Below are 18,792 nucleotides of genomic sequence, written 5' to 3'. Positions count from 1 at the left end.
ACTTCACGACGCCCCCGCTCATCCCGTGTATCCAGCGAAGATCTTGGTGAACTGCCAGGGTTGCTGGTCCACGCCGGAGCAGGTGTCGTCGTTGGGATAGGCGCCGGGGCACGGGCGGTCGCGGTTGGCCGACCAGTAGGTGAGGCGGGCGAGGTGATGTTCCTGGGCGTAGCTGCGGATGGCCTCGAAGTTCTGCGGTGTGACCCGCTCGTTGGCGTCGGTGATGCCGTTCATCGACGAGATGCCGCTGTGCCGGTAGGCCGCGTCGTCGCTGTAGTCGTATGCGTTCTTGACCGTGTTCTTCAGACCCTCGGCGGCCTTCTTCGTCAGCTCACCCATGTCCTGACCGCCCGCGTCGCCGAAGTCGAACGGCATGATCGTCCAGCCGTCCACCTCCAGACCGGCGCCCGCGGCCCGCTTGATCATGCTGTCGTCCGGGCCGTCCTGGGCGCTGGGGAAGGTGACGTACGTCGTCAGGCCGGAGTTGTGGGCCTTCACCTGCTTCAGCGCGTTGATCGTCTTCTGCTGCACCTGAGGGTCGTCGTAGGAATCGCCCTCGATATCGATGTCGATCGCCTTCAGGCCGTAGGCGTCGATCACCTTCTGGTACGCGCCGGCCAGGGCCGAGGCGTCCGGGCAGGTCTGTTCCAGCTTGCTGCCGCTGGCCCCGCCGAAGGAGGGGACGACGTCGCCGCCCTTGGCGCGGATCGCGTCCACGGTCCGCGCATCGACGCCGCCGGTGAGGGGACGGCTGCCGTCCCACTGCGGATCGCACGTACCGTTGCTGAGGACGAAGGCCAGGGTGAACCACTTGACGCCGGTGGCGTCCATCACCGTGGCGGGATCGGGCGGGTTGCCCCACCCGTTGTACAGGTACGGGGCCACGGCCTGCGGCACGTCGGCCGCCTTGGGCCCGTCGGACGGTACGGCGCCGGCCGCCGCGGTCGTGGTGCCGCCGATGAGCACAGCGGCGACCACGCCGATCGCGCTCCGGTGGGCGCCGCGTATGTGCCGCGACCGCGACCTGCTTCCGTGCCGTGCTGGTGAACTCATAAGGGCTCCTGAGCGGTGGGGGGAGGGAGCGGGCGTCGGCCCGGAGACGACCGCACTGCCGTCAGAAGTGCGTGTACACCGGAGCGCTGAAGAGGCGTTGAAGACCTGGACGCTCAAGGCATGGCTGGCTGCCCTCCGGGAACCAGTGCACAGTCGGATCGGCCGACCGGGAACGACGCCGGGACCAGAGCAGTTCAGGCTGGTCCAGACCTGTTGCACGGCCTGAGTTAACTCGGCGTAAGGATGGGCGTCAAGACTGCCGACACCACTTCAAAAAGTGAACACACTGGCCAACTGCTCCCCTGCACCGGAGAAGCCAACTACCAAGTCATCGCACGGCAATTGAGTGACCTCAGCTAACTACCCGCGGAGTCCGTGGCTGCGGCTCTGGGAGGGCGTCGACCATCCGCAGCAGAGTGCTGCGGATGACCGCGATCCCGAAGACATCTGCGATGCGCGTGCCGGCCCGACCGGCGAGCGCGAGGCCGACCTCGGCCAGTGCCGACCGCAGCCGTTCGGTCCACCGGCTGTATCGACGAGTAAGCCCCGGGACCTGCTCGGCGAACGTCCGGCGTTCGCACGAGGGATCCGCGCAGGCGAACCGTCGGACGTGCAGACACGGCACGACGCGCCGTCCCGCACTGGGCAGATCAGCAGGAAACCGCAGATAGGAGCCGTGCACCCGGCTCGACCAGGCTCCACAGCCGGAGCCCTCAACTGGGTGGGTCCACCTGATCTGAATCGGACCGTCCCGTCCCGGAGAAGCCGCACGCGGCCTCTCGTGAATACACGAGAGGACCAACCGCCGGACGCGACGTCGGTGCGCTTCGCGGCCTCACGAGGACCGACCGGCGCGAAAGGATGTCCACCCCGGTGGTGGCACCGGCCTACTCCAGTTGCTTCCATGGCTTGCCACCGAACCCGCCCGGGAGTGTGGTGGTAGTCAAGTCGAGCCCGCGGCAGCCATTCCGGCTCCGTAGATCCGCCTTGGAGATCCCGTGCAGCCCGAGCCTACGGAGGGTCGTCCGCACCACCCTGTTGTCGTGGCACACCGTGCGCAGCGGATGGCCGACTTTCAGTTGCGGTTCGCGGATGCGATCACCAGGTATGCCGGCTCGATGCGGTTCGTCTATGTGCATGCCGCGGTGTTCGCGGTCTGGATGCTCTTCATCGAGTCCGATCCCTGGCCCACGCTCACCCTGGTCGTGTCTCTCGAGGCGATCTTCCTGTCCACCTTCATCATGATCGGACAGAATCGCCAGGCCACATTCCAGCAGGCCAAGGCCGACCACGATTTCAACGAGCAGGAGCTGGAGCTCAAGACCAACACACAGCTCACGCGGGAAATTCATGCACTCACCACCGAACTGCACCGGCGCTTGATCGAGGAGTCCAGCCAGTAACGCACCCGCGGGTGGATGGCCCTCGCGATGCCGGCCGGGGCCGATGGCCGTGCAGGGAAACAGCCAGTCGGCGGCTCCGAAATGCACGGGATGGGCTGGCGCCGCACCCTGAGACGGAGCCACACGAGTCACGACGGGCCGCCGAGCGAGGAGGCGTCGTTCGCGGCGCTCACGCGCCGGGTCGTCCGCATGCGACGAGAACACCGCATCGGCCCGCTGCGACTGGCCGCCCGTGCCGGCGTCGCCGCCTCCACCGCCCACCGGATCCTCACCCGCCACGGCCTGCCGCCCCTGGCCACACTGGACCGCTCCACCGGCGAACTGGTCCACATCGACGTCAAGAAACTCGGCCGCATCCCCGACGGCGGCGGCCACAAAGCCCTCGGCCGCGCGGCCGGACGCAAGAACCGCACCGGCGTCGGAATCGCCTACCTGCATACCGCAACAACAGGCAGCGCTCCCCGACTGGCTGGACTGGTACAACCACCGCCGACCCCACACCGGAATCAGCGGCCACACCCCAGCCAGCCGCGTCACCAACCTCTCCGGTCGGCACATCAGTGCCGCATCAGGCAATGTGTCTGTGGCGACCCGCAAGCGGACCAAGTACGTCGTCCGTCAGAAACTCATCGACGTCGCCTGCATCCAGCGGAACAAACCGGCCGGACCCCGGAGGCGGCGATATCGCCCGCACCTCCGCCGCGCGCAGATCGCCGCGAAGAAGACGCAGCACTTCGAGGAGGCGCTGCAGAAACTGACGGAGCGGGAGGAATGTCAGGCACGGGCCCTGGAGCGGCTAGTTTGTGTGCAGGACTGGTACGCAGGCCCGTGATGGCAGAGGTGCACGGGGGACGGGAGGTCAGGAAGAGTGTCGCTGCGCGAAGGTGATCCAGCCGAGATCGGCGGTTATCCACTTGAGGCCCGGCTCGGCTCGGGTGGCATGGGCACGGTCTTTCTGGCCCGTACGAGTTCAGGGCGACCTGTCGCGATCAAACTGATCCACCCGCAGTTCGCGGCGGACGACGAGTTCCGCAGCCGCTTCCGGCAGGAGGTGGCGGCGGCGAGGCGGGTGAGCGGCGCGTTCACCGCCGCCGTGGTCGACGCTGCCCCTGAGGCCGAGCAGCCGTGGATGGCGACGACCTATATCCAGGGGCACACGCTCGCCCAACGCATCGCCACGAAGGGCCCGCTGAGCGGAGCGGAGCTGAGGAGGCTCGCCATCGGGCTGGCGGAGGCGCTGCGGGACATCCACCGGGTGGGGGTCATCCACCGTGACCTGAAGCCCTCGAACGTCGTGCTCTCACCCGAGGGCCCACGCGTCATCGACTTCGGCATTTCGCGCGCCGTGGACCAGCAGACGCTGACGGTGACAGGGCGGGTCATCGGTACGCCGCCCTTCATGTCGCCGGAGCAGTTGCAGGCGCCGCGTGATGTGGGGCCGCGGTCCGATGTCTTCTCGCTGGGGACGCTGCTGGCGTACGCAGCGACGGGCCACGGGCCCTTCGACGCGGAGAGCCCATACATAGTTGCGTATCAGGTGGTGCACGGGGAGCCGTCGGTGGAGGACGTGCCGGTGGCCTTGCGCACGGTCGTCGAGTCGTGCCTGGCCAAGGAGCCCAACGGGCGCCCCTCGGCGGACGAACTCCTCGTGCTGCTACGGGATCTGCCGGCCGACCTCGGCCAGACCGACGCGTGGGGAGTTGACGCGGGCCGCACCCGCGACATGATCACCCAGCATCACTTCGCGACGCCGGCCACCCCGGCGCCGACTGCCCCGACCACCACCCCGGCCGGTCCCGATACGGGGAGCGCCGACACCCCCATCGGCCGCCGACGGCGTCGCCGATGGCGTCCCGTGCTCGCGGCCGCGGTCGCGGTCACGGTGGCAGCGATCGGTGGAGGCGTCGCCGCACTGATGGCGGGCGGCTTTGGGGGGAACAGCGGCGGCGACAAGGGCAACAGCCTTGCGGCGCCGGGTGCCGCACTTCCGGACGGCTTCAAGTCGTGGCACAAGACCGTGCCGGGCGGTCGTGCGGACATACCCGACGAGCTGCGTTGCGTCGCGCGCGGCGACGCGCTGTTCTGCGGGGGCGGCAGTGTTGTCGCGACCCGTATCAGGGCCAGGGACGGCTCGCGGGTGTGGACGGCGAAGAGCCCCGGCGTCCCCGCCAACGGCATGCACCTGGTGGGCGCCACCGACGACACGGTGCTTGGTTATCGCTTCGCCGCCCAGGACGCCCCGCAGGACCCTCCCAGCGAGGTGGTGGCCATCGACGCGAACACCGGACGGGAGCTGTGGTCCGTGCCGTCCGGCGCCCAGTCGACTGCCGTCACGGGTCGGACTCAGGACGCCATTGTGGTCGGCTCCGACGTCGTGACGGTCGACGCTTCCAACTCCCGCTTCGAGGCCCGCAACGCGCACAGCGGTCAGGTCACATGGACATCGTCATTCCCTGCGGGTACGCAGTGCGCTCCCGTCCCGGTGGGCCCACAGCTCCTCGCGATGTGCGCGACGGATGCGGAGGTGGATGCCTTGGCGGTGCGCCACCCCACCCTGTACCCGGTCGACCGCGCCTCGGGGACACTGGGCAGGCCCATCGCGGTCAACGGCCCCGCCGTGCCGATGGGCGTCGCCAACGGCAGGCTCGTACTCCTGCAAATCCACATGGGGGGAACGGAGCTGGACCGTTACAACGGGGTGGCACGGGTCGACCCGGCCTCGCGGAAGGTCACGTACTCCCGACTGGCCAAGACATACGTGGGGACGCCCGGCATGGCGGACAGCACCATCTACGTGAGCGGGCAGACCGGTCTCGTCACAGCACTCGACCCCGCGACCGGCCGGAAGAAGTGGTCGCGGCAGACTGGCGTGGAGGGCGCGTCGGGTCCTGTTGCGGGAGCCGACGCACTGTATTTCAGCTCGGCCACCGGCCGGGTGGTCGCGCTGTCGCCGTACGATGGCAGACCCCTGTGGACAACAGATCCGCAGGCCGATGGGTTGACGGGCGAGCGGGGCGCAAGCCCGCGGGTGACTCTTGCGGGGCGTGCGGTGATCGTGGCCGCGGCCACGAACACTCTCTTCGCTTTCGACGCGCAGAAGCCGCCGAAGTCGGGCTGACCCGGGTGGCCGGACGGCGGCTGCAACATTGTCATGGAGTACCGCGGGAAGCTCCGCCGCCGGCACCACAGACCAAGATCCGGGCCAGGTGCGGACCAACTCGGCTTCGCATCGGGCATTTCCACCCGTTGCTGCAGGTTTTGGGGAATTACTCCGATCGGTCGGGTACGAGGTCCTTGCCGAGGAGCTTCCCTGCGGTCTGCACGATCTGCCCGGTCAGGCCAGCCCGCCTACTGCGACCAGCACGTTCCGCTGAACTCCACAGCCCAGCGGGCAGGCGGTATGACGGATGACCAGGGGCCGCCCCGTCCACGACCACTCCTTCGGCCAGTCGTCCTTCGCCAGCCTCGGCCCGGCCCACCCCGCGCGGCCTGGTCAAGGTCGACGACGACCGTCCCCTGACCACCCTCGCGCCGCTCGGCTGCGGCATCATCACCGGTGCCGGTGCCATCCATCCGCCTGCTGCCCTGGGCCGCGCACGCAGCCGAACCGCACAGGCTCAGCGTCGAACGTCCCCGGGCGCAAAGCAGGCTGGTCACCCGGGGACGCTCCACGTGCCGGGTGGGCACCGGATCGGGTGTTCTGGCAGCAGCGGCTCGCCCCGTCGCAACGGTACGGAGGCAAGGAACCGCAGGCTCGAGCCCAAAGGGCCGTCATATGTAACATCTGCCAGTCCACTCTGTGTGATTCACCTGTAGCTGCGGCTTCTTGCTGACTGTTAAATTCCGCGTCTGCGAGCCGGTTCGAGCGCGGCTCGTACGGGTTCCGTCTCCCACGTCGAAGGTCCCCCAGCCGTCCTCGGGCCCGTGACGGCCGCTACCCGACGCGGTCGGTTCTTCTCCTGCACGGCTTTCGTCCGCGCTGCCGTCCCCCGTGCGCAGCGCTGCAATCAGAGAGGGAGAGTCCGATGAAGACCACATTCCTGCCACGCCTGGTGGGCGGCAAGGCGCTGGTGATTGGCGCCGTGCTGGCCCTGGCTGTGCCCGGGGTCGCGTACGCCAACACCGTGAGCGTGACCGTGCGGACCCCCGGCGCCACAGCCGGCCCGACCTCCACGTTCTCCGAGATCTCGACCCACGCGGACTGCAGCAGCGGGCTCGTCTCCGGTGGTGGCATCGACCAGGCCATCGGCACTGGTACGTCGTCCAACGGCAACCACGTGAACGGCACCGAGCCCAGCTCGGACGGCTCCACCGAGTACACCGGCTCGACCGGCGTGGTGGGCACCGACAACACCCACTGGCTCGGCATCGGCGGCAGCGGCGGCGCGGTGAACGGCTCGTTCTCCTCCACCCCGTACGCGGTGTGCTTCAGCAGCAACCTGATCAACCACACCCAGACCGTCATGAACAAGGCCGCCGGGCCGACCACCTCGTCGACGCCCCTCGCAGTCACGGCGACCTGCCCGGCCAACACCGTTCTGCTCGGCGGCGGCGCCCGGACCACCCCGGCCGATGTCGGCAGCGTCAAGCCGATCGCGAGCTTCCCCACCTTCAACAACTCCGCGCACGACTTCGGCCTGAAGGCCGCGGCCGACGGTGAGACCAACCCCGACTCCTGGACGGCGGTGGGCTTTAACGGCGGCGGTGGCGGCACCACCAACACCACGTACGCGTACGCGATCTGCAGCGGCAACGGCATCAACGTCAGCGGCGTCACCGTGAAGGTCCACTACAGCGAGGTGAGCGGCCCGACCTCGGCCACCACGGGCCAGAGCGTGACCGTGGGCTGCGGAACCGACGGCAAACTGGTCAGCGGCGGCGCGGCCATCAGCGGCGGCAGCGTCACGGCCACCGACTTCACCGGCCCGGGCTCGGGCGGCGACCACCTCAACGGCAGCTTCCCCAGCGACAGCAGTGGCAATCCGGTCAGCGACGGGACCACCACGGCCGCGTACTGGACCGCCTCCACCCACACCGGCGGAGCCAGCTCCCCCAACACCTACTCGGACGTCTGGGCTCTCTGCGCCAACGACGGCGTCTGAGCCACCGGTTGAACCCGAGACGCAGGCGGGCCCGGCCCGCCTGCGGAGCACCCGTTCCCCCACCTTGGCTGCCCACAGGGCCGGAGAAACAGTGTCAACACCCATGAGCGACAGCAGCCCGACCTCCCGTCGGACCATGTTCAGATCCAAGATGATGTCGGTGGCCGGTGTCACCGGACTCGTCGCCGCAGCGATCGTGCCCCTCACTGCGGCCGATGCCGGCGCGGCGAACGCGACCGAGCCCTGCGGCATCGGTGGCGTCTTCACCACGGCGCCGCAGCCCACGTGCACCTACAACTCGGTGGGCACGGACACCTTCACCGTCCCGGACGGCGTGACCGCGGTCGACGTCGACCTGTTCGGCGGCGAGGGCGGCAGCGCGGCGGGCTACATCGACCCGCACCCGGCGATCTCCGGCGCGCCCGGCGGCCTCGGCGGCGAGACCCGCGCCACCCTGCCGGTGGTCCCGGGCCAGACCCTCCAGCTCACCACCGGCGCGGCCGGCATCCCCGGTTCGTCCCGGCACGGTGAGTTCGCCCGTCCCGGCGGCACCGGCCACGGGCGCGGCGGTGGCGGTGCGCACGGCGGAGGCGGTTCGGGCGGCGGCGGCTCGGACGTACGGGTCGGCGACTTCGGCGGCTCCGACCGCGTCCTGGTGGCCGGCGGCGGCGGTGGCGCGGGCAACGGCGGCCCCAAGTTGCAGGGCGGCGCCGGCGGCGGTCTGGTCGGCCAGGACGGCGGTCAGAGCAACGGTCCGCTGGGCTCCGGCCTGGCCGGTGGCGGCGCTGCCCAGACCGCGGCCGGTCACGGCAACCCCAACACCCTGAACGGCGGCCCCGGCACCCCGGGCATCGACCTCGACCCGATCACCAGCGAGCCCAACCCCGGCAGCGGCGGCACCGGCGGCAACGGTGGTGCGGGCGGCCCCGGCGGTGGCGGTGGCGGTGGCGGCTGGCACGGCGGTGGCGGCGGCTCCGGCGGCGGCAACCCGGGCTACTTCCCGGGTGCGGGCGGTGGCGGCGGTAGCAGCTACGCGGAGCCGTCGGCGACCAACGTCTCGCTCCTCCAGGGCGTTCACCGCGGCAACGGCAAGGCGATCGTCACGTTCCGGTACGGGACCTCGGTCGCGCTCAGCGCGGACACCGCCACCCCGCTGTTCGGCCGCGCCGTCAGCGTGACCGCCACCGTGGCCTCGGCCAACCCGGGCGCGGGCACCCCGAGCGGGTCGGTCACCTTCTCGGACGGGAGGACCACGCTGGCGACCGTGCCACTGAAAGACGGCCAGGCGACGTTCACCACCGGCAAGTTCCAGCCGGGCGACCACCCCATCACCGCCACCTACAGCGGCGACCCGGTGTTCACGGCGAGCGCCACGGACGCGCCCACCGACGCCACCGTCGGCTTCAGCCAGCCGTGCATCACGGACCACGACGGCCCGCTGACCGTGGCCGCCGACCAGTCGCTGTGCATCGCCCCCGGCGGTACGCAGAACGGCCCGGTGGAGGTGCAGCCCGGCGGAGCGCTGGCGATATCGGGTGCGGAGATCAACGGCCCGGTGACCTCGGACGGCGCCCTCGCCGTCACCATCTGCCACTCGACCCTCGACGCATCGGTAACCCTCACGGACACCAGCGGCTTCGTGCTGCTGGGAGACGGCGAGGGGACGGACTGCGCGGGCAACGCCTTCAAGGCCCCGCTGACCCTGGACCGCAACACCGGCGGCCTCGAGGTGTCGTCCAACACCATGTCGGCGCCGGTGAGGATCGACGACAACAGTGGCAGCGGCCTGCTGCCTGAGGACCGCGACCCGGAGTTCGAGGACAACCAGGTCGCGGCGCCGCTGCGCTGCGCGGGCAACGCACCCACCCTGCAGCAGTCGGGCAACACCGTGACCGGGCCGCACACGGGCCAGTGCAAGTGAGCTGAGCCCAGGTGTATTGATCACGAGCGTTGTTAACAGTCAGTCGGTTTGGTCAATGGCGGAGACCTCCGGTGTGGTGGAGGTGTCTAGGCTTCACCACACCGGAGGTCTTCGTGTCCCACCGTAATGCCCGGCTGACTGTTTTCGGCAGGAGGCTGCTGGTCGACCGGGTTCGGTCCGGTCGTCCCGTGGCCCATGTGGCAGCCGAGATGGGCATCTCACGCGCCACGGCTCACCAGTGCAGTGGGTCCGACGGTTCGTGGCTGAAGGAGATGCGGGACTGCACGACCGTGCCAGCTGTCCGCACAGGACCCCGCACCGCACCTCGGCAACAGACGAAGCGCGTGTGTGCCACCTAGCACAAGCCGCAAGCTCGGACCGGCCCGCATCGGGCCGATCCTGGGGATGCCCGCCTCCACCGTGCACCGCGTCCTGACCCGCCACGGTCTGGGCCGCCTGGCCTTCCTCGACCGGCCCACCAGGCAGGTACGGCTTGGGTCTCGGGGCCTCCGGGGAGTCGGTTGCGTGCCGCTCGGTGTCGTCGTAGAGGGGCTGTATGACTCCTCATGGCGCTGGATCACCGAACACCCCGCCCGCCGCTGATCGGAGTGCTGGAAGATGGCGCAGCGGCATCGAACAGCCCTCTTCTGCACAGCTCCGAGCTGTCTTACCGTCATAGACATGGCCAACGGGGTGTTCCACACCAAGTACGGCATAGAGATCAATCTGACGCACGAGGATCTGGGCCACGAGGATCGGCCCGGTCTCCTCGACGAGATCACCCGGTCCGTGGGTGAGCGGCCCCGCGACCTGCTCCAGTGCCTACAGGACTACAAAGGCTGCTCTTGCGGGTGCGCGCAGGCCGACAAGAGTCCCTGGATGTTCGTCCGCCGACAACGCCGCGACGGGCGGCTGACGTTGGTGGCCGCGCATCTTCCGATGACCCATGTCGCCACGCCCCAGGAGAGCGACAAGCACAAGGCAATGAAGGAACGAATCGCGCGCACGGCGTCCCGTCACGGCCTCGACGTACAGGTCGAGGTCCGGTCCACCGACCGCCGGATCGTCACGGATGTCCTGATCTCTGGGCCCGCGGCCCGTGTGGGATGGGAGGCCCAGTACTCCCCCATCAGTGCGAGCACCGTCCACCGGCGCTCCACCCATGCACGCGCAAACAAGCTATCCGCAGGAGTGGACCCGGCATGCCAAGGAGTGGGGCACGAAACAGAGCCTCATACGGGACGTGGCGGTCGCCGGCCACAGCGAGACGGTCAGGGCGAAACTCACTGCCCTGATCGAGATCGTCGTTCAGAGGGCCTACCGCTGCAAGGACCGCGAGTACTTGCGCGTTGCTCGAGCCGTCGACAGTGAGGAGCTGCGCGGCAGGCTGGAAACTGCCGCTCGGTCTGACAACCCATGGGCGCGGAGGCATGCCGGCTATGTTCTTTGGCTCCTCAATCGCCCCGAGGTGCCGAATACGATCCACGTGTGGCAGAACTGGATTGCGGCCGAAGCCGGAGAGTGAGGTCTCCATCCGCCCCCTCCACGAGGCGGTCGCCGACTCGGTAGAGGCGCTTCCGCCCACTGGCGTCCCGAGGCTCTTCGGCCTCGGGGAACAACGGAACGGCGATTACTGTCACGGTGAGCACGGTTCCCGCAGGTCACGACCGGGCGGCGACGCTCTCAGAACTGCCTCCTGACCCCGAGCACGTCCCCTCCCTCCCCGGCGCTACGATCCGGTTGATCACCGAACCGGGGAGGCGACATGGCCGAGGGCCGGGAAGCGACGGACGCCGTCGCGGAGAGACCGATAGAGCTGGCCTACCAGCCCACCGTCGACGACCTCGCGGCAGCGATCCGCACCCGGGCGAAGGGCACCAGAGCGGGCCGGTTCCGGCGCCGGCTGCTGATCTACACGCTGGTGGTCGCGGCCGTCGGGGTCCTGCTGTCGACGCTCGGCGACGGCCACCGTGACAAACCTTGGCACCTGTACCTGGCGGTGGTGGCCTTCGTCGCCTTCATGACTGCCGTGCCGCGGCTGCAGGCCCGCCAGCTCCACCGGCTCAGCGAGCGGCAAGGCGACTTCCGCGCCGTCGTCGACGACCCGGGGATCCGCCTCACCACCGCCCACAGCTCGGCCACTCTCGACTGGCACCTGTACCCGCGCTATGCCGAGACCCCGGAGCTGTTCGTGCTGCTCAGCGCCGACAAGTCCGCTGTCGGCGTCGTCGTCCTGCCCAAGCGCGGCCTGAGCAACCCGGAGGATGCGGGCCGGCTGCGGGCGATCCTCGATCGGCACCTCGTACGCGCGGATGCCGCTGCGGCGCCGGACGCCGACAGGGCGCCGAGCCGGGGCCGGGCCGTCGGGCGCGGAGCGGGCGTCGTTGGGCTGCTGCTCCTCGGGCTGGTGCTGTTCTTCTTCGCCTACGCCGCCGTCCAGAAGGCCGCGGACCCAGATTCCTTCCCCGGGCTCCAGCACAACAACGCGCCGGTCTCGGCCATCGCCCTGATCCTGGGGGCGTGGGCCGTCGCCGGCGCATGGTGGGTCGTACGGCGGATGAAGGTGATGCGGATCGTGACCGCCGTGCTCGCCGCAGCCGTGCTGCTGGTCGGCGGCGCCGCCCTCTACCGCATTGGGCCGATGCTGCACTGCTGGGGCTCGGACCGGATCGCCCGGGGCCCCGACGGCGACTACTCCTGCTACGACTTCTGAGCGGGCCCGGAGCTCACTCCTCGGCGGCGACTGCGGCGCAGCCGCCGCAGGTGCCGAAGATCTCGATGGTGTGGGCGACGTCGACGAAGCAGTCCGGAGGCGTCGGTCACCATACCGACGGCCACTCACGGAGCGCTGCCTGCAGGTTGAGGGGGTTGAGGGACATCGGAACGAAGACTGGTGCTAAAAGATTGTTGTATGTGGGTTCAGCGAGTGATCGAACTGACCGGGTGGGAGCCGCTCGGGATCTCCGTCGACTGGGCGGCGATCGAGGGAGAGCTGGGGGTTCCGCTGCCGGCGGACTACAAGGAGCTCTACGAGGCGTTCGGCGGCGGCGTCTTCAGTGATTCCGTCTACTTTCTGGGGCGCGACGAGGGCCTCGCCTTCGACTTCCTGACACAGTGGCGGGTCGACCTGTCGGTCGACCAGGACAGCAAGTTCGGAAAGGTCTCCGCCGTCGAGCCCTATGCGATCTACGCGCCGGGCGGCAAAGGGCTGGTTGAGTGGGGCTCCACCGAATGGGCCGACGAGTACTTCTGGCTGATCGATGCCGAGCGGCCGGGCGAGTTCCCCGTCCTCGCACGGTCCAATGACGTCGGCGCATGGCACCGGTACGACATGTCCACCTCTGAGTTCCTCTACCGCGTCCTTGCCGATGTCGATTTTCAACCTTTCGGGATCGCGCAGTACGACCTCGGCACGACGTTCAAGCCCGGCTCCGGAGACCCCTTCGACGGCCAGCCACTCTGACAAGAGGCTGGCCGCCGTCCCACGTTCGTGGACACGACAGTGCCGTCGTTTCTCAGGTTCTGGCTCAACTTTTGTTGCGCCGTGAGGCGCTGTTGGTTCGAGTGGAGGTAGAAGACCTGCACCAACCCGCTGTCGCAGCAGCAGGGTTGAAGCTGAGGGCAGCCTGATCCGGGTGATGCCGGGGAGGGCGAGAGCGGCCCTGACAAAGCAAGTCCGGACGCGGGCAATCCGTATCGCTTTCACGGAAAACGATTCTTGAAACAATGATCTTGGTATGCCGGATCGCAGCTCTACATCCGCCCAACGCATCAGTGCAGGTAATCGAAGAAACCTACCGCCGTGCCCAATTCGGCGTCACAACGGAAACGGACGCTGCCGCAACAGCCCGGGCGAGCTGAACCCGCCCGGCTTGGCCTGGTGCAGGACTGGTTCGCAGCGGCGGCGCCGCCCGGCCTGGCTCGGGCCACCAACGCCCTATGGGGCGTCGATGCGGATGGCCCCCGTCGTCGCCGGCCGTTCCGCCCCCAGGCCATCCAGCTCGTCCGACTCGTCCTCGAAGCGGCGTACTGCCTCAGCGACTTCGTGGTCACTGGACTCGACGCAGAACTCGTTGCCCTCAGGGAAGACCTTCACCGACCCCCGGCTCTGCGCGGCCATTGTCGACCGCCTCACCTTCGGCGGCAACATCATCGAGACCGGCACCGACTCCTACCGACTCGCCACCACCCGCGCCCGCGCCGAACAGCAGGCCACGGCCGGCTGACCTCCCCCGCAGCTCAGAGCGCGATCGGTCGATACTTCAAGAGCCTCGTCGACAATCTGCTCCGCAGACGCATCTTTACGGGCGTCCGAGGGATGGAAGACAACGCGGCGCGCAATCATCCTCGTCGGCCCCCGACTGCCGCCTGCGACAGGCATCGGCGGTCGACGGCAGCCGCCGCATGTCCAGCCGGTCGACGATGCCCCGCCGGGTGAACTCCTGTAGTAGCGGGAGTGCAGAGTCCTGGCGGACAATGCGGTACATCGTTGAGGTATCCCACTCGACGCAGCCAGCGATATCCCGCAGGATGTCGTCATAGGCGTCCCAGTGTGGCCCTTTGGCGAAGCGGGCCAGCATGAACTCAGGGTCGAGGTACCCCTTCCTCCGCAGATAGCGCAGCTGCCTGGGGAACAGCAGTACGCGTGGAGTGGGTGCCAGGCTGTAGGTCGCGGTCATGGTGTCCTCATCGGCAATAGCTCCACCTTCCCGAAGCGGTCGCACTCGGTCAGCAACGGGCCGATCGCGGTTCTCGCCCGCGTGGCCCACATTGGGATCGACGTGCCGTCACCGTGGTGTCGTTGCTGCTGGTGTTCTTCGGCTGAGCGGAGGGAGCGACAGCAGGCTGACAGATCCCGCCCGCACTCACGGACCTCCAGCGTCCCTCCGGCTGGACACTGCATGCTGCGCGATCGTCGACAAGGTCAGCTCCCGCTCCTTCTCGATGACAAGCCAGCCCTTACCAAGGAGGGACTGGAGGAGAGGGCGGACCTCGTCGCCCAACTCGTCCGCCAGGTCGTCATCCGTGGGGGAGTGACCTGTCCGAAGGAGGGCGGCCATGTGGAAGACAAGTGCTTCCTCCTCCGCGGTGATGTTGAAGTCCATGAGGCGAAGGTATGCGTGCCCCTCGTTCGCAGCATGCCGGCATCTGACCCGGGCGTGCGAGGGACCCGTGCGCGCTGCGGGGTGCGGGGTGCGGGGTGCGGGGTGCGGGGTGCGTTGAGGCTCGCGCGCCGGCGGAGGTCCAGCCAGCCCACTCCCGCGGCATCCGCCATCGCATCGCCCGCAAAGGCATTGAGTCGTCCCAGCGGCTGGGCCGGCACCGGTGGGTCGTGGAGCGCACGGTGTCCTGGCTGCCAGGCTGTCGGCGTCCCCACCGCCGCTACGAGCGTAAACCCGAGCACTTCCTAGCCTCCACCGCCATTGCGGCGACCCTCATATGCCACCGCAGACTCGCTGAGCGAAGCGGGGTCCAACGCCTCCCGGATCAACGTCAGATACGTGTGAGCACATGCATTGTCAGTGCGGTGCGCTTCACTGTCCGCCATGGAGCTCACGCAAGCGACCGTCAACGACCTGCTGGCCCAACTCGGCCCGGGCAACGGCTACATCTACCTGCCCAGCGACCTGGACCCGCAGGACCTGACCGAACTGCTCAACAGCAGGTACGGCACCCCGCGCACCCTCGTCCTCGACGGCTTCACCGATCCGACGGTCGACGAGTCCAGGGGCGCGGCTCTCCTCGCCCCCTTCGAGGACCGGGCCGTGAAGATAAGGGCGTGGGCGTATGGAGATCAGTGGGTCGGCACGGGTACGGCACGGGACGCCGAGGGGGCCGAGCGGCCGGTTTTGGTGGTCGCTCACAGGGAAGTGCCAGAACCCTTGGCGGCCGCTCCGGATGAGGACGAGGACGTCGACTGGATGGAACGGCTCAGACGGATCACCGGCTGGACACAGCCCGCCCAGCGGCCGGACGTGGACTGGGCGGAGGTGGAGTCGCGTCTGGGCACCACACTGCCGAGCGACTACAAGCGCATGGTCGAGACGTTCGGCAAGGGTGCCTTCGACGGATATCTGGACCTGAATCAGGAGCCGTGGACGAGTCTCAGGGAGGACGGTCTGCTCATCTGGGCGGGCACTGAGCACGAGGACCGGTACTGCTGGAGGGCCGACGGCGACGACCCCGACCGTTGGCCCGTCGCGGTCCGGTCCTTTGACGGCGAGGACGTCCCCTTCGACTGCCAGGCCGCGGAGTTCGTCTGCCGCATCCTCATCGACCCGCACCACCCCTTCACGATGGCCCGCTATTTCGACACCCACTGGTTCATGAACTACCGGGAGAGCGACTGACCGAACCCCGCCGCCAACGGCATCCGCAGCCCGGTCGGCGGCGCTTCGGGAACGTGGCAGAAACACTCGTCTGCCACGACGGACTCGCCAATTGATATGAGGTCATAAGCCACTTCGCGGGGCCTGATGCCAGAGCGGACCAGGTTGAACACTTCTCGGGCGGCGTAGCGTTTGAGACAGCGGATGATCTCGCGCCGGGTCTTGCCCTCCGCGATGCGCCGCTCGTAGTAGTTGCGGGTGCGTGCATCGAACCGGAGCCGTAACTGCACGATCCGATACAGGGCGGCATTGGCTCTTCGATCGCCACCGCGGTTGGCCGGTGGTGACGCTGACGACCGGAGGAGTGCTCGACGGGGCTGACCCCGCAAAGCGCCGCGAACGACGCCTCACTGCACAGACGTTCTGGGTTGTCCCCCATCGCGATCAGCAAGGTGGCGGCACTATCCGGGCCGATACCCACCCTGATGAGCAACTGCGGGAAGTGCCGCTCCATCAGCCCAGACAGGCGCCGCTCCAGGTCAAGAATCTGCCTGGTCAGCTGATCGATCCGCTGAGCCAACAGACACAGGGCGATGCGGGTGGCCTGCCCGACGGCATCCTTCTCGCCGTCGTCATCCTCACGCTCTTCGAGCTGCGCGCAAGTCCTGACCAAGGCTGGAGTCTTCAGGCCGGCCAGCTGCTCACGCAGGTCCGGATCGGCGGTAACCAGGACCGCCTTGAGCTGATTGATTGCCTGTGTGCGGCCCTTGACAGCAGAGTCCTTGGCCACTTTGAAAAGACGGGCGCACTGCACCGGCCCGTCCCCAGCACCCGATCAGACCGATGCGCTCGGCGCCCTGTTCGCGGCAGCGCCGGATCTCGGCTCGCAGCGCCGGCAGGGGCTCGGGATGGCGCGCATGGAGCGGGTACCGGAACACGCTCGCCGAGATGCCGAGCCCACCGAGCCAGCTGGCGATCGGCTCCGCTTCGTGTGCCGAGTGCGCCGCGTACGCGCCCGGGAGCGCGATCATGTCGATTGCCGCAGCCCGGGCCGCGCCGACGTCTGCGCGGCGGGACCGCGTCGGTTCGGGCTGACTCCCCACCACTGGCCTCCGTATGCCGGACGGCGTCGTCGGCCTGCTCCCGCGGGATCGCACCCAGGTCATCAGCCAGCCGGACGCCCCGGCGTCACGCGAAGATGTGAGCGCGCAGCTCTGGTGCACGGCGGCCCGTTGGGAGTGCCCGGTGCCGACGCTCAGCCCTGCGGCGCGGTGTCGGCGTCAGGAGCCCCAGCGGGAGGCCCGCGCCGCGAGTTCGAGGGCGGTAACGGCGCCGGGTTCGCTGCGCTCGCGGAGGAATTCGCCTGGGACGGTGTAGCGGGCGCCGGCCTGCGGGGAGCGGGCGGCCTGCCGCACGACGTCGTCGACCAGCACGGTGACCATGTCCAGCCGCGGGTAGCAGCCGTGGAGCGCCTCACCCTGGGCGTCGGTGACGAACTCGGTTCCGAAGCCGATGTCGACTCCGATGCCCCGGCGGGTGAGGTAGGCCAGCACTCCACGGCGTTCGGCGATGCCGTCCGAGGTGTGCAGGGCGATCGCCTCCCACACCGGGTCGGTCTTGTCGGCGCCATAGCCGTGCTCGGCCAGGAACCGGGCGGCCATGTCGGCGCCTTCGACCTCGAAACGCGCCTGGCCCGGTGCCGACGGCGAGGCCCCGAGGTCGTGCAGGACGCAGGCGTGGAAGAGGAGTTCGGCATCGAAGTCGATGCCGGGCTTCAGCCCTTCGTGTTCGGCCAGCAGCGCGGCGAACACGAAGCTGCGGATGCTGTGGTTGGCGACGGGCTCGCTCTCGCGCGAGCGAACGAGCTCGACGGCGGCACGGGCGACGGGAGTGTCCGGGAGTGCCGGCAGGAGGTGGGCTTCAGTGTCCATGAGGCGACCGTAGGCGCGTATCGGACCCAAGTGTCAGTGGCACGTGTGCCATGAAGCGATAGAATCGTGCCATGACGGGTCGGGTATCGGGCGGGGCACACCACGTGGTCGTGGTGGCCCTCGAAAACGTCCTCGCGCTGGACATCGGGATCCCCTGGCAGGTCTTCGGGAGCTGGCGGGACGGCCCGTACACGCTCACGGTCTGCGCCGAACGGCCCGGCCCCGTCCCGATGCACGGCGGCCCTGCGCTGTCCGTCGCGCACGGTCTGGACTGCCTGGCATCCGCCGACACCGTGATCGTCCCGGGCTACCTGGAGCCGGACGCACCCGGTGCCGAGGTGACCGCCGCGCTGGCGGGGGCGGCAGCCCGCGGCACCCGCATGGCGTCCCTCTGCACCGGCGCGTTCGCCCTCGCCGCCGCCGGTCTGCTCGACGGCCGCCGGGCCACCACACACTGGCTGTACGCGCAGGCGCTGGCCAGGCGCTACCCCCAAGTGACGGTCGTGCCCGAGGATCTGTACATCGACGAGGGCCAGGTGCTCACTTCAGGCGGAGTGTCCTCCGGCCTGGACCTGTGCCTCCACCTCATCCGCCGCGACCACGGTCCCCGCCTGGCGAACCAGCAGGCCCGCCTGCTGGTGGCCGCCCCGCACCGCACCGGCGGCCAGGCCCCGTTCATCGACCTGCCGGTGCGACCCGAGCCATCCGACAGCCCTGCGCTGTACGACTGGGCCCTGCGCAACCTGCACCAGCCGCTTACCGTCGACCAGTTGGCGCGCCGGGCCGGCATGTCCCGCCGGACCCTGATCCGCCGCTTCCACACCGACACCGGCCTGCCGCCCATGCGGTGGCTGCTCGACGCCCGGCTCGCCCGCGCACGCGAACTCCTCGAATCCAGCGACCTCACCGTCGAAGCCGTCGCACGCCACTGCGGCCTGGGCACCCCGGCCAACTTCCGGACGCTGTTCAAGGCACACGTCGGGGTAGCGCCGCGCACTTACCGCGAGACATTCAACTCCGCTGCCGTGAACAGCCGTTGACCCTTTGATCTTC

Annotated in this window: 15 protein-coding genes and 6 pseudogenes; 15 read left to right on the top strand and 6 right to left on the bottom strand. The window is 69.0% G+C overall.

The window, feature by feature from the left end:
- Nucleotides 1–18: 18 nt before the first annotated feature.
- Entirely contained in the window at nt 19–1,053 is a 1,035-nt protein-coding gene (locus ACZ4S3_RS12120; protein ID WP_467931033.1) for a chitinase, read from the bottom strand.
- Nucleotides 1,054–2,096: 1,043 nt separating this feature from the next.
- Between ACZ4S3_RS12120 and ACZ4S3_RS12115 the strand changes: the two genes are divergently transcribed.
- The 12 genes and pseudogenes from ACZ4S3_RS12115 to ACZ4S3_RS12060 form a co-directional block, all read left to right on the top strand.
- On the top strand, nt 2,097–2,456 hold the full coding sequence (locus tag ACZ4S3_RS12115) for a DUF1003 domain-containing protein (protein ID WP_467931028.1): 360 nt from the start codon (nt 2,097–2,099) through the stop codon (nt 2,454–2,456).
- Between the two features lie 174 nt (nt 2,457–2,630).
- A pseudogene (locus tag ACZ4S3_RS12110) lies at nt 2,631–2,900 on the top strand (IS481 family transposase); the annotation flags it as partial.
- A gap of 139 nt (nt 2,901–3,039) precedes the next feature.
- On the top strand, nt 3,040–3,288 hold the full coding sequence (locus tag ACZ4S3_RS12105; protein WP_467931632.1) for a hypothetical protein: 249 nt from the start codon (nt 3,040–3,042) through the stop codon (nt 3,286–3,288).
- A gap of 36 nt (nt 3,289–3,324) precedes the next feature.
- Nucleotides 3,325–5,574, top strand: coding sequence for a protein kinase domain-containing protein (locus tag ACZ4S3_RS12100; RefSeq protein WP_467931026.1), 2,250 nt, complete (start codon nt 3,325–3,327; stop codon nt 5,572–5,574).
- 907 nt (nt 5,575–6,481) lie between these two features.
- Nucleotides 6,482–7,558, top strand: coding sequence for a hypothetical protein (locus ACZ4S3_RS12095; protein ID WP_467931022.1), 1,077 nt, complete (start codon nt 6,482–6,484; stop codon nt 7,556–7,558).
- 136 nt (nt 7,559–7,694) lie between these two features.
- A complete protein-coding gene (locus ACZ4S3_RS12090) occupies nt 7,695–9,479 on the top strand; it encodes an Ig-like domain-containing protein (RefSeq protein ID WP_467931019.1) in 1,785 nt (594 codons plus the stop codon).
- Nucleotides 9,480–9,592: 113 nt separating this feature from the next.
- Nucleotides 9,593–9,968: pseudogene (locus ACZ4S3_RS12085) on the top strand (leucine zipper domain-containing protein); the annotation flags it as partial.
- Nucleotides 9,969–10,097: 129 nt separating this feature from the next.
- Nucleotides 10,098–10,586, top strand: a pseudogene (locus ACZ4S3_RS12080) (hypothetical protein); the annotation flags it as partial.
- A gap of 55 nt (nt 10,587–10,641) precedes the next feature.
- Complete coding sequence (locus ACZ4S3_RS12075; protein WP_467931628.1) at nt 10,642–11,004, top strand: hypothetical protein; 363 nt, start codon at nt 10,642–10,644, stop codon at nt 11,002–11,004.
- A gap of 240 nt (nt 11,005–11,244) precedes the next feature.
- Nucleotides 11,245–12,192, top strand: a complete 948-nt coding sequence (locus tag ACZ4S3_RS12070; protein WP_467931016.1) for a YcxB family protein — start codon at nt 11,245–11,247, stop codon at nt 12,190–12,192.
- Between the two features lie 198 nt (nt 12,193–12,390).
- Nucleotides 12,391–12,942, top strand: a complete 552-nt coding sequence (locus ACZ4S3_RS12065; RefSeq protein WP_467931012.1) for an SMI1/KNR4 family protein — start codon at nt 12,391–12,393, stop codon at nt 12,940–12,942.
- Between the two features lie 622 nt (nt 12,943–13,564).
- A pseudogene (locus tag ACZ4S3_RS12060) lies at nt 13,565–13,705 on the top strand (ATP-binding protein); the annotation flags it as partial.
- A gap of 75 nt (nt 13,706–13,780) precedes the next feature.
- On the opposite strand, the gene ACZ4S3_RS12055 reads toward ACZ4S3_RS12060, so the two are convergent.
- Both ACZ4S3_RS12055 and ACZ4S3_RS12050 read right to left on the bottom strand, forming a co-directional pair.
- Nucleotides 13,781–14,158 (bottom strand): hypothetical protein, encoded by a 378-nt coding sequence (locus tag ACZ4S3_RS12055; RefSeq protein WP_467931007.1) that lies wholly within the window; start codon nt 14,156–14,158, stop codon nt 13,781–13,783.
- 186 nt (nt 14,159–14,344) lie between these two features.
- A complete protein-coding gene (locus ACZ4S3_RS12050; protein ID WP_467931003.1) occupies nt 14,345–14,584 on the bottom strand; it encodes a hypothetical protein in 240 nt (79 codons plus the stop codon).
- Nucleotides 14,585–14,739: 155 nt separating this feature from the next.
- Here ACZ4S3_RS12050 and ACZ4S3_RS12045 point away from each other — a divergent pair.
- Nucleotides 14,740–14,928, top strand: a pseudogene (locus tag ACZ4S3_RS12045) (IS5/IS1182 family transposase); the annotation flags it as partial.
- A gap of 97 nt (nt 14,929–15,025) precedes the next feature.
- The gene (locus tag ACZ4S3_RS12040) at nt 15,026–15,829 is read left to right on the top strand and encodes an SMI1/KNR4 family protein (protein WP_467930999.1); all 804 of its coding nucleotides are present in this window, start codon (nt 15,026–15,028) and stop codon (nt 15,827–15,829) included.
- Here ACZ4S3_RS12040 and ACZ4S3_RS12035 read toward each other — a convergent pair.
- From ACZ4S3_RS12035 to ACZ4S3_RS12025, 3 genes and pseudogenes are all read right to left on the bottom strand, one after another.
- On the bottom strand, nt 15,811–16,098 hold the full coding sequence (locus ACZ4S3_RS12035; protein WP_467931625.1) for a hypothetical protein: 288 nt from the start codon (nt 16,096–16,098) through the stop codon (nt 15,811–15,813). The two genes, ACZ4S3_RS12040 and ACZ4S3_RS12035, sit on opposite strands and share 19 nt — an antisense overlap.
- Nucleotides 16,099–16,199: 101 nt before the next feature.
- Nucleotides 16,200–16,247 (bottom strand): annotated as a pseudogene (locus ACZ4S3_RS12030) (hypothetical protein); the annotation flags it as partial.
- Between the two features lie 841 nt (nt 16,248–17,088).
- Entirely contained in the window at nt 17,089–17,739 is a 651-nt protein-coding gene (locus tag ACZ4S3_RS12025) for an HD domain-containing protein (RefSeq protein WP_467930995.1), read from the bottom strand.
- Between the two features lie 71 nt (nt 17,740–17,810).
- On the opposite strand from ACZ4S3_RS12025, the gene ACZ4S3_RS12020 reads away from it, so the two are divergent.
- A complete protein-coding gene (locus ACZ4S3_RS12020; protein WP_467930991.1) occupies nt 17,811–18,779 on the top strand; it encodes a GlxA family transcriptional regulator in 969 nt (322 codons plus the stop codon).
- The last annotated feature ends 13 nt before the right edge of the window (nt 18,780–18,792 follow it).

It is taken from the genome of Streptomyces sp. NPDC028368, assembly GCF_055565615.1.
Note: the sequence above shows the minus strand (reverse complement) of the source record. Positions and strands in the feature narration are given on the sequence as shown.